General features: G+C 69.7%; 13 protein-coding genes. 4 read left to right on the top strand and 9 right to left on the bottom strand.

Features of this window, described 5'->3' with window-relative positions:
* The first annotated feature begins 561 nt into the window (after nucleotides 1–561).
* From AC1VWI_RS00635 to AC1VWI_RS00625, 3 genes are all read left to right on the top strand, one after another.
* Entirely contained in the window at nucleotides 562–759 is a 198-nt protein-coding gene (locus AC1VWI_RS00635; protein ID WP_499508878.1) for a hypothetical protein, read from the top strand.
* A 421-nt stretch (nucleotides 760–1,180) separates the two neighbouring features.
* Nucleotides 1,181–2,071, top strand: coding sequence for a barstar family protein (locus AC1VWI_RS00630; protein WP_499508877.1), 891 nt, complete (start codon nucleotides 1,181–1,183; stop codon nucleotides 2,069–2,071).
* A 460-nt stretch (nucleotides 2,072–2,531) separates the two neighbouring features.
* Nucleotides 2,532–2,837 (top strand): hypothetical protein, encoded by a 306-nt coding sequence (locus AC1VWI_RS00625; RefSeq protein WP_499508876.1) that lies wholly within the window; start codon nucleotides 2,532–2,534, stop codon nucleotides 2,835–2,837.
* A 37-nt stretch (nucleotides 2,838–2,874) separates the two neighbouring features.
* Here the strand turns inward: AC1VWI_RS00625 and AC1VWI_RS00620 are convergent, their stop codons facing one another.
* From AC1VWI_RS00620 to AC1VWI_RS00585, 8 genes are all read right to left on the bottom strand, one after another.
* A complete protein-coding gene (locus tag AC1VWI_RS00620; protein WP_499508875.1) occupies nucleotides 2,875–3,879 on the bottom strand; it encodes a helix-turn-helix domain-containing protein in 1,005 nt (334 codons plus the stop codon).
* Nucleotides 3,880–4,453: 574 nt separating this feature from the next.
* Complete coding sequence (locus AC1VWI_RS00615; protein ID WP_499508874.1) at nucleotides 4,454–5,464, bottom strand: helix-turn-helix domain-containing protein; 1,011 nt, start codon at nucleotides 5,462–5,464, stop codon at nucleotides 4,454–4,456.
* A gap of 285 nt (nucleotides 5,465–5,749) precedes the next feature.
* A complete protein-coding gene (locus tag AC1VWI_RS00610; protein ID WP_499508873.1) occupies nucleotides 5,750–6,424 on the bottom strand; it encodes a hypothetical protein in 675 nt (224 codons plus the stop codon).
* Nucleotides 6,425–7,041: 617 nt separating this feature from the next.
* Nucleotides 7,042–7,293: a hypothetical protein gene (locus AC1VWI_RS00605; RefSeq protein ID WP_499508872.1), complete on the bottom strand. Its 252-nt coding sequence runs from the start codon at nucleotides 7,291–7,293 to the stop codon at nucleotides 7,042–7,044.
* Nucleotides 7,294–7,295: 2 nt separating this feature from the next.
* On the bottom strand, nucleotides 7,296–7,565 hold the full coding sequence (locus tag AC1VWI_RS00600; RefSeq protein ID WP_499508871.1) for a hypothetical protein: 270 nt from the start codon (nucleotides 7,563–7,565) through the stop codon (nucleotides 7,296–7,298).
* Between the two features lie 241 nt (nucleotides 7,566–7,806).
* Complete coding sequence (locus AC1VWI_RS00595; protein ID WP_499508870.1) at nucleotides 7,807–8,523, bottom strand: alpha/beta hydrolase; 717 nt, start codon at nucleotides 8,521–8,523, stop codon at nucleotides 7,807–7,809.
* Nucleotides 8,524–8,608: 85 nt separating this feature from the next.
* Nucleotides 8,609–11,395, bottom strand: coding sequence for an ATP-binding protein (locus AC1VWI_RS00590; protein ID WP_499508869.1), 2,787 nt, complete (start codon nucleotides 11,393–11,395; stop codon nucleotides 8,609–8,611).
* An 878-nt stretch (nucleotides 11,396–12,273) separates the two neighbouring features.
* Nucleotides 12,274–13,248, bottom strand: a complete 975-nt coding sequence (locus AC1VWI_RS00585; protein ID WP_499508868.1) for an alpha/beta hydrolase — start codon at nucleotides 13,246–13,248, stop codon at nucleotides 12,274–12,276.
* 555 nt (nucleotides 13,249–13,803) lie between these two features.
* Here AC1VWI_RS00585 and AC1VWI_RS00580 point away from each other — a divergent pair.
* A complete protein-coding gene (locus AC1VWI_RS00580) occupies nucleotides 13,804–14,283 on the top strand; it encodes a MarR family winged helix-turn-helix transcriptional regulator (RefSeq protein WP_499508867.1) in 480 nt (159 codons plus the stop codon).
* Nucleotides 14,284–14,302: 19 nt separating this feature from the next.
* On the opposite strand, the gene AC1VWI_RS00575 is transcribed toward AC1VWI_RS00580, so the two are convergent.
* On the bottom strand, nucleotides 14,303–14,854 hold the full coding sequence (locus tag AC1VWI_RS00575) for a sigma factor-like helix-turn-helix DNA-binding protein (RefSeq protein WP_499508866.1): 552 nt from the start codon (nucleotides 14,852–14,854) through the stop codon (nucleotides 14,303–14,305).
* Nucleotides 14,855–15,316 lie beyond the last annotated feature (462 nt).

The following is a 15,316-nucleotide window of genomic DNA, read 5'->3' as shown; positions in this document are numbered from 1 at the left end:
AGTTGGCGGCGCACCCCCTTCGCCCGTGACGACCGGCGCGTGCGGGGCACCGTGGACGGTGTGCCCTGGAGCGGGCGGTTGGCGCGTACCCGGCCGCCCGACGCCACGCCGCCGCCGGCACCGCCTCCAAGGCCAGGGGCAGCCGGTGGCGCCCGCGCCCGGGCGGCTGCGCCGGCAGCCGCCGTGAGGCCCCTGGCCGTGTCCTGATGACGGACGAGACCCGCGCCCGGCAGGCCCGACCCGCCTGCCGGCAGCACTGTGACGGTCACCGCTCCCACCGGGCCCGCGGCTGGCCACCGCCCGGTGCTGGCCGGCGGTCCTTGGTCGTGCACGGGTTCGAAGGGCGCGGACTCTTGCGCACCCGCATCCCCCGTAGCGTCCCCAACGGGCACCGCCATGCGGTTTGACCTGCGGCGACGCCTTCCCAGGCCCCGTGCGGTGACTGCCCTGGGGTGTGCCCGTCCCCGGGTCGGGGTGCGCATATGAGCGCAATCCGTTCATACTTACACATAACCCCTAGTCGGGTCACGATTACCCTACGTAACCGAGGCGTGATCTCGTATGAACGCCAAGACGAAGTACACGCTCGCCGCCGCTGCCGTCGGCTGGACGTTCCTTGCGTCCCAGTGGTCTGGCAAGGGCTGCGACTTCGTCCCGCAGTCCTACGCCCTCGTGGTCTCCCACGGCATGCCCACCAACAGTGAGGGATGCAAGGCCGAGACGGACGGGCCGCAGTACACCGACAAGTACGACCGGTGACACCCATGTGAGGTTCGGCTTGGGTGTCGCTCGTGTTCAAGCAGGGCTTTGTTGCCCGGCCTGCGGGTTTGCTGGGTGATTGGAGTTCACCGGGTAACGGTGAGGGCAGGGGGTGCCTTCGGTGGGCCGCCTCTCGATGCTGCGACAGCGCCGTAGGTGGTGACGGTTGCAGGGCACCGCTTGGTGTCGTCGCGCCAGTTCGACCACCACTCTTCCGCGCGTATCCAGGTCGCGCTTCACCCAGGTGGGGTCCGCTCCAGGCCATGTGCTGCCGGCAACCCGAGCTGGTGGGGCGACCCGCTGAAGACTGGACCGCGGCCGCCGGGCGTAATCTCGCCCTCGCAGCCGGCCGCATGTGATCGCCTTGGGCTCGCACCCCTCCGGCCGACGGCAGCACCGCTTCGCGCCGTAGGGTCGGAGCATGCCGACCGAAGACATCCCGGGTCTTACCGCCAAGCACTGGCAGGACTGCACGGACGTGTACGACTTCCTGGACCAGATCCGTCTCCGGCCCGGCATGTGGCTGTCCGCGGGTTCACTGCGCGATCTGCAGACGATGCTGATCGGCTACCAGGTAGCCCTCGGCGTGCACTCCGTCAATGAGCCCTGCGACTTCTGGCACGGCGGGGCCTTCAGCCAGTGGCTCGGGACACGCCTCGGCGGCAGCAGCCCACTTGGTTGGGCAGCCGACATCGAACGCAGCCCCCCCGACGGCTCGACTCCCGTGGAAGAGTTCTTCCGCCTCCTCGACGCTTACCGAAGCGATGCGTCACACGCTTCGGCGCAGGGCGCCACGACAACTCGGGTCCCCGGCATCGAGTACATGAGCAACACCTTCGTCACCCTCTTCTGGCGCCGACGGCTCCTGTCGCAAGCCGTGCTGCGGTTGGAAGAGCTTGGTTTCCGGGTCGTCCGCCTCGCAGCCGGCGAGTGGGTCACGGAACAGGACATGCACCGCGCGTTCGCCGCCGCGCTGCACTTTCCCGGCTACTACGGGCACAATCTGGACGCGCTCAACGACTGCCTCGGGGACGTGGCCTGCTATGGAGGCTTCGACGACTCAGCCGAAGGCACCGGACTCGTCCTGTCCCTCACCGACTACGACCGCTTCGTCGCCGCCTGCCCCCGTTCGGCCCAGATCGTCTTGGACATCATCGCCGACCAGGCCCGTCACGCGGCCGTGCTCCAGCGACGCTTCTTCAGTCTGGTCCACAGCAACGACCCTGACATCGAGTTCGAGCCCGTCGGCGCCATGCCCGTCATGTGGAACCGCGACGAGTGGCTCGACGCGAACCGTCACTCGAGTGCGTAGGCGACGAGGAACAGTGGCAGTGCGGCGGCTGCGGTGCCCGGGCAGGAGCCGGTGAGGACAACCGCGGTGGTTTCCCGGCGCCTCGTGCAAGGCGTACCTGTGCGGGGGCGCAGCCTGCCGGACGTGGCAGGGCGAATTCAGGCTGAGCCGGGCGGGGCGGTCTTCGTGCAGATTGCCGTTGCGTCCTGCCCAGGCACCGCCTACTGATTCACCTTCCCTGCCTCCTGCGTGTGGTCGGTCAGGTAATTCCCCAGGCTGCCATCCCGTTGTTCCGGAGGGCTGTCCGGGGCCAGCGTGTCTGAAGGGGGTGGTTCCCGGTGGCGTGGGAGGCCGGTACCTGGGAGTAAGCCCCAGGGATCTGCTGGGCCACGACGGGCCGTTGCATGCCACGGGGACGCCCCACGAGGTTCGTCTCGCCTGGTCCGGGTGCGGCGTGGAGGAGTGCTGTGGCGCGCTGTACATGACGGTCACGCGTAACGCGGATCATGTTGTCTGGGCGGGCTGGCGCGACCTGGCCAATCAGGACTCCGACCTGCCGGAGCTTCTGTTCACCGCAGGTCAGTACGAGGCCGAGGTCCTGCGCGCCGGAGAGGACCGCAGTTGGGAGTGGCCGGCAGGAGCCGTTGCGCGGCTGCTTGAAGCGGGACTGAGGGGACGCGGGGACTGGCTCGTCAGGCGGGACTGCGAGTTGGAAGGCGTCTGGGCCTCCCGCAAGGGCGTGACCGCTGGCACCTGCGCGAACCCCGCGGCAGATCAGGTCGGGTGAAGCGGGGGGCTGGGCACTACGGGTGGCCACGGGTTCGTCACCTGTCGGGTTGACGGGTGGGTCGGCCGGTTGTCTGCTGAGGTACGGCCTGCGGGATGCCGGCCTGCCGCCATTGCGCGGGGGAGTGGCCGTAGACGGCACGGAAGGTGCGGCTGAAGTGCGCGTGGCTGGCGAAGCCCCACCGGTGTGCGATCGCCGCCACCGTCTGTCCCGCGAGTTCCGGTCGTACGAGGTCCCTGCGGCAGGCGTCCAGCCTCAGGCGCTGGATCCAGCGGCCGACGGTCATGGGCTCGTCCTGGAAGAGCTGGTACAGGTAGCGGACGGAGATGTGGTGTGCGACCGCGACCGAGGCCGGGGAGAGCGCGGGATCGTCAAGGTGGGTGCGGATGTAGGCGCGGACGCGCTGCAGCAGGGCCCGCTCCACGGCGGCCTGCTCCCCGGTGTTGCCTTCCAGGGCGACCAGGGCGGTCAGCACGTCGACGATGCCCTGCCGCAGGAAGCGTTTGGCGTCCTGTGCGCAGATGCAGTGTTCCGTCGTCGTCACGAGCCCGTCGACGTATGAGGCGAGGATCCCGCCGATCCCGTGGCCGGGGGAGTAGGTCCGGCCGGTGGCCAGGCGCAGGAGCGAGTCGGGGAGGTCCAGCAGCTGGCGCGGGACCGTGGCCACGTGCTGCCGCACGGGGCCGGCGAAGTCCAGGACGTACGGCCTGCGGCTGTCGAGGATGACGAGTTCGCCGGCGGCCACCGGTGTCTCGCGGCCGTCCTGGGCCGCGACGCTGCCGCCGGTGCGTTGCAGGCTCACGATCAGCGAGCCGTCGCCGTCGGCGGCGATGAGCGGCGCGGTGCGTGCCATGCGTTGCGGGCTCGCTTCGAGGGAGCCGGCCTGGACGCCGGCGACGCAGGCCTGGCGTATCGCCCCGTGGAGCTCGGCCGGCCCCTGGGTGCGTATCTCCAGCCGGGTGAACGCCCTGCGTACGGCGTCCCTCCAGTACTCGGCCCGCTCGGCGGGCGGTTGGATGTCCGTGCAGAATGCTTCGATCACGATGTCCTCCCGAACGGCACTGAAGGCATCTGGTTCCCGGACTCTCGTGCATGCGACCGGGGCAGGAGGCTCCTGGGAGCCCCTCTCTGCGGCCACCGTAAATTTTCCTTGCGATCGTCGGCGGGTGTCCGGGCAGGTCCGTGGGATATCCGCAGCTGTGCGAACCGGAGACTGCGGGACTCCCGCCGTGCAGCCGTATGCGACTCCGAATGTCGTTGGGGGGAGGACACGCACTGTATTGCCGGTATCGCGCTGAGCGAGGTAACGCGTATTCATGCTCGTGAGGCCGCGCGGTGTCGGCCGTACGACCCGCCGCTGAAATGCCCGGACCCCGGTGGCCGGTTCCTTGGGGCCGGGAACCGGACCCGATGTCCTGCACGAAAGCGCAAGGGCAGATTGTGCACGTACAGGCAAGGCGACGACTGGTGTGCCGCCTACTGTGAGAGAGTCGGCGACGCCGCGTTTTGTTCACTCGACGTGCCTGGGCCTTCAGGCGGGTGTCTGGTGGCTTCGGCCTGCTCTGGCGGGCGGCTCCTTCTCCGCCGCGGGCCGGGCCCGGTGACGGTCCGGGAGATTAGGCCGAAGTGCCCGGGCGGAAGGGCCCCGTTGCCGGTGAAAGCCCGCTCAGCCTGTCGCATGGTTGCCACCGGAACTCGCGGGGGCTCACACCGTACGCCGCCTTGAACACCCGACTGAAGTGGGCTGCGCTGGCGAACCCCCACCGGTGGGCGATCGCCTCGATCGTCATGAACTGATGCACCGACGACGCGAGTTCCCTCCTGCACTCTTCGAGGCGCTGCGTCCTGATCCACTCACCGAGGCTGATTCCCGCCCGGGACAGGGTCAGGTAGAGCTGGCGTACGGAAACGTGATGCTCGGCGGCGATACGTGCCGCAGTCAGGTCGGGTTCTGCCAGATGGAGGCGGACGTATTCCTGAACACGGTAAAGAAGCGTGCTGTTCAGAGGCGCTCCGGCCAGATCGTCACGGCCTGGGATCATGCTGACCACAGCCCTGATCAGGTCGACACAGGGCTGCGCGAACAGGGCGGCCTCGGCCTCTCCGACAGCGGCCTGGTTACGGGCCAGACGGGTGAAAAGCGCTGCCGTGGCACCCACGACGGGGCGCTGCGAACTCAGTCGTACGGCTGTGACCTGGTCGAGCAGGGACGGCCGCAGCCCCAGGACGTGCGTGGGAACGCGCACGAGGACCGAATGCATCGTGCCGTGGAAGAAGACCTCATAGGGCTTCGCGTTCTCCAGCACCGCGAGATCTCCCGCCCGGATCACACCCTGCCTTCCTCCCTGGTGGACGGCGGAGACCCCCGCTTCCTGGAGATGGACGAGAACGTGCGGTACGAAGTCCTCGTCCACCGAGGCAGTAGCGCGGCGCAGGCGGGCCACGTTCCAGCCGATCTCCGAGACTTTCACCGACCCCACCGCGTTGGTGGTTGCGCTGGCCCTCAGGAGATGCGGGTCCGGGGGAAGGTCCACCTCTATACGGCCGTTGATGGCCCACGAGAATTCACGGATCGCGTCCGCGCGATCGCCGGGAGCCAGCGACGCCACGTCGAGTCGATCTGCCATGCGGGCTCCCTCCAGAACTGGTCGCGGGGCTGCGCGCTGGGACAGATCTCCACGGTACCGCGGTAAGTGCCACATTTTGCAGATTTTGCTGTATTGGGCACCTTTATCTTCGTGCGGCCTTGCGGTCGGCAGTGCGGGGGCATGGGGCATGGGGCATGGGGCATGGTCTCGGATCCGCGGTGCTCTCCTGGGATCCACGATGGGGAGGGCGCTGCTCCGCGGAAGATCGGCCGAATGCACGCCTGTGGCAGAAGGCCCGCGACCTTCTGCCACACGCGTTTGAGGTCAGGCTGTTGCCGGGACCGGTTCTGCGGCCCCGGACGCGACCGCCGTGTTACCGGCGTCGGAGGCCGAGGGTGTGATGGGGGTGTAGAAGACGCTGCCTTGCCGGCGGGCGCGTTCGGCGAGCCCCTTGGCTACCAGTGCCTCCAGGGTGTTGCGCACGACCGGGGCGCTCGGAGTGGCGCGTTGGGGGTGCTGCTTGGTCAGGGCGTCGACGAACTCGCTGACCATGCGCGGTTCGCTGCTCGCGGCCAGTATGTCCACGACCAGGCTGCGCAGCGTCGGTTCCGTGCTCGACGGTGAGCTGCCGGGCTTCGGCTTCCTGGCCGTCTTGGGGGCAGGCGACTTCTTGGTGGCCTTTCGGGCTGCGGACTCACCGGCCGACTTCTTTCGCCCGCGCGGACGGGGCACTGGCTGGGCGGCGGGCGTCACTTTCGGCTCTTCGGCCTTGTCGGCAGGCGCTTCACCTGCCGGTTCTTCCTCAACGACCACGCTTGAGGCGCCGGCCACGGTTCCTTGCAGTTGGGCCAGCCACGCCTGCTCCTGCTCGAGCTGGGCCAGCCGGCTCTGGAGTTCCGCGAGTTGCGTGCGGACCTTTTCCTGCTCGCCGGCGTTGTTGTCCAGGTCCTCTGCGAGACGCGTCGCATACCGGTCCTGAATGGTGTTGTTGTCGGACACGACACTCCTCGTGTGTATGGGGTGGTGCTGCCGGATGGTACCTACTGGTGAGTCAATTCGTAGTGTTGTTGCGTGCCGGCAGCCCGTATCGAGCCCCTTATGGCAGTCTTGTTGGGCCCCGCAGAGCGGCGAGGAAGCCGTCGAGCAGCGTGACCGGTGCCCTTGGGGTACTGGATCCCCGTCCCTATTCGAGGTCTCTTTTACAACGACGCCGGCGCCATGAAGGCACGTGGAATTACACGTGGTTGGGGGCGGTCTCCGTTTCGTGGCCGGACGGGCGAAGCGAGTACTGAGGCGCGTGAGCATCCAGGAGATCGGCCGGGGTCAGCGCCCTTCGGAAGTGCGCGTGAAGGCAGCACAGGCGTCAACTGCCGGCGGAGCCGCCCCTGTCGAAGCCGCGGTCGGCGCGGTCCTCCTGGGTTGGGCCGGGACCGGAATGGGGGAGAGATGCGGGGGCGCGGGGTCAGCCGCTGTGGTCGCGGTGGTTGTGGTGGCCCGGCTGGTGCGGCGGGCCAACGAGAGGCTGCTGCAGAACGGATCCGGCTGGCAGAACAGGCACAGCCACAAGCCGTTCAATCGCTGGACGAGGTCTGGCGGTCGGCCCCCGGGTGCGTGGCCTACGGGGTCCAGATGGGGTCGTCTGGGGCCGGCCTGCCGGACAGCCGGGGGAGTGGGTCCCCTGTCAGGGACAGTCTGCGGCGGGAAACGGTGATGAAGTCGCCTTGTGCGGCGATGATGCGCGAGCGCAGTGCGAACCAGTCCTCATCAGGGGCCAGGCCGCGCTTGACCGCGATGTGGACGCGCCAGATCTGCTCGTCCAGGGCATGGGCCGCCTCTGCGATGTCCTTGTCGGCGACCAGGTTCACCATGCTCAGTGCCTCGTTCCACGGCGCCAGTCGATGCTGGTCGCCACGACCACACCTTGCGGGATGCTTTCGGGGCGGGAGGACTCCATGTCGCTGAGATCCACCAGCACCGTTGACGACTCCCGCAGCACCCGCGCGCAAACAGCCGCTTGCTGTTCCCGGACCCAGTGCCGGTCCTGAGCGCGCCTGCCGACCACACTGCCGACGAAGACACCGATCAACGTGGTCGCCACCGCTCCGCCTGGCGCGGCCAGCATGCTCCATAACTCGCTCACACAACCAGTCTGACGGTACGGGGACCTGCTCGACAGAGCGCTTGAACGGGTTGGAGTGGCTCCCGTGCTGCCGTCGCCGGCCCACAGGGCGAGGGTGTCGCTGGTGCGGCCGGTTGGCGACCTGGCCGTCGCGGACCTTCACGTGGATGCCGCCGGAGAGTTGCGCCGTGCGGAATCGTGGACCTGTGCAGACCAGATCGCCGGGCACGGCGACCGGCGTCTGCAGGGCCTCAGGTGACCCCTACTGCGGTGGCCGGAGGGTGAGTTCGTGGCGGAGGATGCGGGCCAGTTCGGCCGGCTGGGAGAGAAACGGGCTGTGGCCGGAGTGCAGGCGGACGGTGCGCTGGGCGCGGGTGGCCATGGCTTCCTGGAGTGGCAGCGGGATGGCGAGGTCCTGCTCGCACAGGATGTAGGTGCTGGGCACGGTGTGCCAGGCGGCCTGGGTGAGGGGCTGGGTGACCGAGGCCAGGGACTGGCGGCCGAGTCTGGCGGCGGCCTGCTGCGCCAGGTGCGGTTCGACGTCGCTGTAGAGCACGTGCGAAGCCTGGGCCGCTTCGAAGTAGCCGTGACTGGCGTGGCCCTGGGGCTCCTCGTGCACGTCCCAGTAGGGCGGATAGACGCCGCCGACCAGGGACAGGACCGAGTCGCCGGTGTCCTGCATCAGGGCGCTGAGGTAGATGACACGCTCGACGTTGCCGGCTGCCGCAGCGGCTTCGGTGACAGGGCATCCTCCGTAGGAGTGGCCGACCACCACGGTCGGTCCGCCGACGGCCGCGATGGCCTTTGCCACCGCTTCCGCATCGTCGTACAGGCCACCCAGGGCTGCCGGGTCCTGTCCGCTGCTGGGCAGGGCGACGGTACGTACGTCGAGGTCGGGGAGCTGTTCGGCCAGTGGCTGCCAGCACCAGGTGCCGTGCCAGGCGCCGTGGACCAGGACGAGGGTGGGAAGTGTGGTCACGTGCTGGGTCTTTCTGAAGTGAGGTGGCAGGGCCCGGCCGCCGCTTGCTGCTCGGGTGGTGTGAGGAGGCCGATGAGGAGTGGGGTCAGGCTTCGAGGGCGTCGCGGAGCATGCCTCGGGAGGTGATGCCCAGCTTGGGGTAGATCTGGTAGAGGTGGGCGCCCACGGTGCGGTGGGAGAGGAACAGGCGCTCGGCTATCTGCTTGTTGGTCAGCCCCGAGGCCGCCAGCCGGGCTATCTCCAGTTCCTGGGGGGTGAGCGTGTGCGGATTGGCGCCACTGGGCCGCCGCTTGGCGGAGCCTGCGGCACGTAGTTCGGTCTCGGCACGCTCGGTCCAGGGAGCGGCCCCCAGGTGCTGGAAGGCGGACAGTGCGGCTGCCAGCGGCCCCCTGGATTCGGTGGTGGCCCGCACACGCCGCAGCCGCTCGCCGTAGGCGAGCTGGACGCGGGCGTAGTCGAAGGTCCACCGCCCGGCGCCGGGTACGTCAAGGGCGTGGGTGAACTGTTGCAGGGCCTGGTCGTCGCCGGCGGTGCTCAGGGCGGTGCAGGCATGGGTGAGCAGGGCGTGCCGTGAGGACAGTTCGGCGATGCCGGCTTCCCGCATGGCCTGGGCGTGGGCGGCTGCCTCCTGGTGCCGGTTGGTCCGCATGGCCGCCTCGACCAGGTCCATCGTCGTCCACAGTGCGTGCGGGGCGTGTGAGGCGAGGTGGCCGGCGGGGCTGATGGCGGTGGCGTGTTCGTAGGCGCCGGCGAAGTCACCGCGGCCCAGGGCCGCCAGCCCTGCGGCGTGGTGCGCGTAGTGGGCGGCGCCGAACGCCTTGCGGCGGGTCGCCCAGTGGATGACCTTCTCTGCGGTCGCGTCCGCGGCGTCGGCGTCGCCGGTGGCGGCGGCCAGGAGGGCTTTGGCGTAGTGGAAGTACCAGGCGAATCCCGTGTAGCCATGGGTTTCGCACAGCTGGATGCCCTCGTCGGCAAGGTGCGCCGCTTCCTCCCACATCCCGGTGAGGTAGTCGTCCAGGATGAGGTGGATCAGCCCGGCCATGTGCCGGCGCGCCGGGCCGCCGTCTCGCCCCATGCGGACCATGCGCCACTGTGCTTCTCGGACGTCGGTCAGGAGGTCGGCGTACAGGGCCGCCGAGCCGATGCGCTGGAGCTGGGCCGGGTCGGTCGTCTCGGGCAGTCCGGCGACCAGTTCGTCGAGTTCTTTGATGGCCGCCGCCCCGGTACGGGCCGGGTCGGAGAAGGTCTTGCCCAGCGCGGACAGCACCGGCGGGGCCGCGGGTGTCAGTGTGTCCAGTGCGCGGTGGTAGGGCTGCCACAGCTCGGACCGGGCACCGAAGAAGCACACCAGGGCAAGGGTGTGCAGGGCGTCGATGAGTGCCTTGTCGTCGGCGTGGTAGCCGTGGGTTCCGGCTTCGATGGCGTCGACGAGCAGGGTGTGTGCGGCGTCGATGTCGCTGTCGCTGTTGAGGATGAGGACGGCGGAGGCCGCGGCGGCGTGCAGGGAGCATTCGGGATCGGTGCCGGTGTGCCGTGCGTCATCCAGGAGCTTTTGGGCGCTGGGCAACGCCCCGGTGGCCTCGGCGCCGATGTAGGCGGCGGTGGCGAGGCGGCGGCTGCGTCCGGAGCCGGGCGGCGTGAGGTCCGCGGCCCGGATGAAGGTGCGCATGCCGCCGATGGCGTCGCCGCGGCGCAAGGTGATACGTGCCGCGGTCTCCAGGAGGGCGGCCACGTTCTCGTCGGGTTCCAAAGTAGCCTCGCCCAAATGCCAGGCCCGGCGTTCGGGCTGGTCCACCAGGACCTGGGCGAGGGCGGTGTGGACGGCCCGCCGCCGGCTGCTGGTGGCGTTGTTCACGACGGCGGAGCGGATGAGGGGATGGCGGAACCTCAGCCGTCGTGCGCCTTCGTCGATGTGGACGAGCTGCTCGTGTTCGGCGGGGCCGAGGTCTTCCAGGTCGTAGCCGTCGTCGTTCTGCCGTGAGGCGGCCTGCAGGACGCCGAGATCCCCGATGCCTTCCAGCGCGGCGAGCAGCAGCAGGCGCTGGGTGGGCTGGGGCAGGCCGGTGACGCGGGAGCCGAACACCGCTTCCAGGCGCCGGCTGAGCGGCACCACGGCCGGGAAGCCGGCGTCGCCGCCTGCCGGTCCCGGGACGGCGGGCATCGCGGACGGCAGTTCCAGCAGCGCGAGCGGGTTGCCGCAGGCGACGGTCATCAGGCGTCGGCGGGCGCTGGGGACCAGGTCCGGGGAGGTGTCGGCGACCAGACGGGAAGCCGACTCCTCGTCCAGCGGCTGCAGCCGGTACTCGGGCAGGACGCCGCAGCCGTTCGGGCTGTGGGACGCGGAGCGCGAGGCGGCGAGAAAGCTCACACCGATGCCCGCGGCCCTGCGCGCGACCAGACCCAGGACCGCCGCACTGGCCTGGTCGAGCCAGGGCAGGTCGTCGATGACCAGCAGCATCGGATCTCCGGCGGCGACCGTGCGCAACAGGAGCAGCACGGCATTGGAGACCACCAGCCGCTCGGGCGGCCTGCCACTTTCGAAACCGAGTGCCATGCGCAGGGCATCGCGGAAGGGCGACTGCAGCTCCTCGAGTTCGTTCTGGTAGGGGAAGAGGATCTGGTTGAGGCCCGAGTAACTGCAGTCCGCCTCGAACTCCACACCGGCGGCTCGCAGCACCCGGGCGCCCTCGGCGCGGGCTCCTGCCGCGATGGCGTCCAGCACTGCCGTCTTCCCGACCCCTGCGTCCCCCGAGACCAGCAAAGCTCCGCCTCCGGTGCCGACGCCCGCGAGCTCACGGATCGTGTGCAGATCGCGGTCCCGGCCGATCAGCACGCTGGTCGTATCGCGCTGGGAGGAGTCACTGCCGATCACTGTTTGTCTCCGTTTCTTCTCGCGAGCCAGGGGATGGGCATGGGGCAGGGTTGCCCGGCGGCGCCCGGCATGTGGGGCCGACGTACAGCGCCTGGACGGGGGTACCGCGGCGAGGCCGACCGTGCCGGCCGACGTCGTGCGCGGCCGCAGCCGGCCGTACGCCGGCCGGGGCTGGGCCCGTGTGCGGACTGCGGTCAGCGTCCGGCGAGGTGGCCTGGGCCGGTGACCGGCATGTCGAGGTCGTCGACAACCCCGGGTGCCCGATGGGTGCCGGCGCCCGGAAGCGGGCCCGGCCGGTGGGGCCCGGCCTCCTCGCCGGTGCTGCCCGGTGGAGGGGGACCGGTGGGGCCGTGCACGCAGAGCCGTTCACCGGCGCCGGTGTGAAGGACCGGCGGCGCGGCGGCCGCCCCGTCGCGGACGGGGGCAACGCGGCGGAGGCGGTCCGTATCCGGGATCGACGGCACCAGGTCGTTGTCGTAGCAGGTCCGTCCTTTGCCCCGGGTCGGCACGGTGCGGCCGGCGGCCGCGTACGTATCGGCAGGGGAGAGCGAGACAGAAATGATCAGGGACCTTTGAACTAGTGCATAGCGTTGTTTGCACTAGGAGAATACATGGACGCGGGGCATGGTGCTGCAGAGGACCCCAAGCCGCTCCGTCGGCGAGACCTACGGTCCCAGCGATGGTCGGCTGTCCTCACAGGCGATCAGGTCACGCCGTCCGGGTCCGTGGCCGCCTCCGGCCGGGCGTCGCGGTGCTGCGGCCGGTAGCGGCATGGACGTCGGGGTCCCGCTGCCCGACGAGACCGGGGCGGTGTGATCGTTGTGCAAGGGCAATGCTTGCTGCGGCAGACCGTGACGGCGTCGCGGGCCTGCCTGGAGTCAGATCTCGGTGTCGAGTGCCTGCCGGAGGGCGGCTACGGCCTGGGCGACCGCCTTGCGGGCCGCATCGGTTGCCGACAGCGCGTTGAGCACGACGAAGTCGTGGATGGTCGCCTCGTAGCGGGTCGCGGTCACGGGAACTCCGGCAGTGCGCAGCTTCTCGGCGTAGGCCTCGCCTTCGTCCCTCAGGACGTCGGCCTCCGCGGTGATGACCAGGGCCGGGGGCAGGCCGGCGAGCTCCTGTGCGCTGGCGCGCAGCGGGCTGGCCGTGATCTGTGCGCGTTGCCCTTCGTCGGTCGTGTACTGGTCCCAGAACCACTGCATGACGTCGCGGCGCAGGAAGTAGCCCTCGGCGAACCGGCGGTAGGAGGGTGTGTCGAAGTCTGCGTCGGTGACGGGATGGAACAACACCTGATGGCGGAAGGAGACATCCCCGCGTTCCTTGGCCAGCAGCGTCAGGGCTGCGCTGAGGTTGCCGCCCGTGGAGTCGCCGGCCACGGCCACTCGTGTGGGGTCGATGCCGTGCTCACTCCCGTGGCGGGTCACCCATCGGGCGACCGCGTAGCACTCTTCCAGCGCCTGGGGGTAGCGGGCCTCGGGCGAAAGGCTGTACTCGGGGAAGATCACGGCGGCCCGCGCGCCGATGGCCAGTTCACGTACCAGGCGGTCGTGAGTGCGCGTGCCCCCGAAGACCCAGCCGCCGCCGTGGAGGTACAAGACGGCGGGCAGCGGCCCGCCGGCCTGCCTCGGGCGCACAAGGCGCACCGCGACGCTTCCCTTCGGCCCGCCGGACACCGCGACCCAGCTGTCCTCCACCTCAAGGTGGTGGTGCTCCACGGCCTGCACCTTCTCCAGCGCCCTACGGCCTGCCGCCGGTCCCAGGTCGAACGGGAACGGCGGGGCGGCGGTGGCTTCGGTGAAGTTGCGGGCAGCCGGTTCAAGAACCGGCTGCTGCAAGGGGACGTACTCGGGCATCACGTACTCCTGGTGGGGGGAAGAGCATCCGTGCCGGCCAGGGGGAGCCGGACGTGTAGCGGGCCGCGTCCGCTGCCGGTCTCCCGGGCCTGCCCTGCGCACAGACGCTGCCTGCGATCCAACCGCGAAAGCGTGCCCTTGCGGCATCGGTCATGTGACTGTGAACCCCGGTTGTGGCCATGCGCCGCCGGGGTAGGGCCCGCCTCAAGGGGCGCGGAATGCCCTTGCCGCACCTGGTGGCACCAGCGCCCTCGGCAATGGCGCCTTGGCAGCAGGACAACGGCCGCTTGGCGATGGCCGGGGTTCGCCCGCGGAGCATCGCCCGCCAGGCCGGGGCCCTGGCGGGCGAGGCGGGACCGGGCACATGATTCACACGGGAAAGTGCGCTGATCGGATTCCGCGTGCCGGGACAACTTCGCCGTCGGGCACCGCGTACTCCATGCACTGGTCCCACGACCCAACGTGGCAATTTTAAGTGTGCGCAATATAATGGCTTGCGTGGAAGTTGTGGGGTGTACGGTTTAGTGCGCGAGTATTGTGCGGACAGGAGTTGCGATGAGTGAGAACCAGCCCGCCGCTGAGCGGCAGGCGGCGGAGGCTGACGAGGTCAGCCTGCTCCTCGACGACCAGATGTGTTTCGCCCTGTACGCGGCGCAGCGGGCCTTGACCAACCGCTACCGGCCCCTGCTGGAGGAGTTCGACCTGACCTATCCGCAGTACCTGGTGATGCTGGTGCTGTGGGAACACGGTGCGCTGCCCATCAAATCGCTGGGCAAGCTCCTGCAACTCGACTACGGCACTCTGACGCCGCTGCTCAAGCGGCTGCAGGCCCACGGTCTGGTCCGGCGCGAGCGCCAGGCGAACGACGAACGTTCGGTGCAGATCAGCCTCACCGAACAGGGCGCCGAACTGCGCGAGCGTGCGCGCGTCATTCCGGCCACGATCGGGCAGGCTGCAGGCCTCACCCCGGCGGAGGCCGCGGATGTCAAGGCTGTCCTGGAGCGCCTGACGGCGAACGTGACCGCAAGCCGGTAACTACCCCCTGCGGGGGACGTCAGTCGTCAGGGACACGATCACGCGGTTCGCCGAGGAGCCCGCGCCGATGGGCGGCGGCTGTGAGCGTTTCACGGAGGAGGCTTCGTCCGTGGCGCAGGCGTGATCGCACACTGCCCGGGAGGACGCCCAGGATCTGCGCGATGTCGGCGGCGCTGAAGTCTTCGGCGTCGGCCAGGTACACCACGATCCGCACCTCGGCCGGCAGGCGCCGCAGCGCAGCGGACACTTCCTCGTCGGGTAGCAGGTCCAGCGCCTGTGTGACCCGGGCCGCGTGGTCGTCAGGGACCAAAGCCCGCTCACCGCAGACCTCTTGCTGGCGTTGTGCGGCAGGCTGGAAGCCCAAGCCCCCGGGCCGGTCCGGCTCGCCGAAGGCGTCGAGCGCGGTGTCGGCAAGGATCCGGAACAGCCAGCCTTTCACGCCGGCTGTCTCGGGCAGCGTCTCGAACGTCTCGAAAGCCCGCTGGTAGGTGCGCTGGACCAGGTCACCGGGGTCGGCAGGGCCACGGGCCATCTGCGTCGCGGCTGCGTACAGCCGGCCGAGGAAGGGCATGGCCTCACGGTCGAACCGCGCGAGTGCGGTCGCCCCGCAGGCCGCCTGCCGGATCACAGCGCTGCCACCGTCCCCTTCACCCGTGCACCTGACCGGGGGGACGGGATCGATGCGGGAGGGGGAGCCGTTCATGTCCGTCCTGGTGCGGAGACGGCCGTTGCGTTGCGGCGGTGCCGTCCGTGTCCGGCCGGCCAGAGGTCTCGCAGACGTTCGGATGCCGGTTTCCCCCGATGCCGGCCCTTGACGTGGTCCGTGATGGCTGGCAGGCGGGCAGTGTCAGCGGACACCGTTGTTGCTGAGGACATGTGTTTCTCCAAACTGACAACAAATCCCTTCTCGGCAGAAGGGGGTGAGCTGCTGCCCTCACTTGGTGTGGCGGCCACGGCACGGCGATCGGGTCCAGGCACGTGGTATCCGGCGCCCGCGGGGCGCCGGTGGGGCAGTCCACGGCCCGGGGCCGCG

The organism is Streptomyces sp. TOM-9, from assembly GCF_056858595.1.
Note: the sequence above shows the minus strand (reverse complement) of the source record. Positions and strands in the feature narration are given on the sequence as shown.

What these genes read in the sequence shown, in the direction of transcription:
- AC1VWI_RS00635 (WP_499508878.1), top strand. Translation starts at nt 562, where the DNA reads ATGAACGCCAAGACGAAGTACACGCTCGCCGCCGCTGCCGTCGGCTGG.
- AC1VWI_RS00630 (WP_499508877.1), top strand. Translation starts at nt 1,181, where the DNA reads ATGCCGACCGAAGACATCCCGGGTCTTACCGCCAAGCACTGGCAGGAC.
- AC1VWI_RS00625 (WP_499508876.1), top strand. Translation starts at nt 2,532, where the DNA reads ATGACGGTCACGCGTAACGCGGATCATGTTGTCTGGGCGGGCTGGCGC.
- AC1VWI_RS00615 (WP_499508874.1), bottom strand. Translation starts at nt 5,464, where the DNA reads ATGGCAGATCGACTCGACGTGGCGTCGCTGGCTCCCGGCGATCGCGCG.
- AC1VWI_RS00605 (WP_499508872.1), bottom strand. Translation starts at nt 7,293, where the DNA reads ATGGTGAACCTGGTCGCCGACAAGGACATCGCAGAGGCGGCCCATGCC.
- AC1VWI_RS00585 (WP_499508868.1), bottom strand. Translation starts at nt 13,248, where the DNA reads ATGCCCGAGTACGTCCCCTTGCAGCAGCCGGTTCTTGAACCGGCTGCC.
- AC1VWI_RS00580 (WP_499508867.1), top strand. Translation starts at nt 13,804, where the DNA reads ATGAGTGAGAACCAGCCCGCCGCTGAGCGGCAGGCGGCGGAGGCTGAC.
- AC1VWI_RS00575 (WP_499508866.1), bottom strand. Translation starts at nt 14,854, where the DNA reads ATGCCCTTCCTCGGCCGGCTGTACGCAGCCGCGACGCAGATGGCCCGT.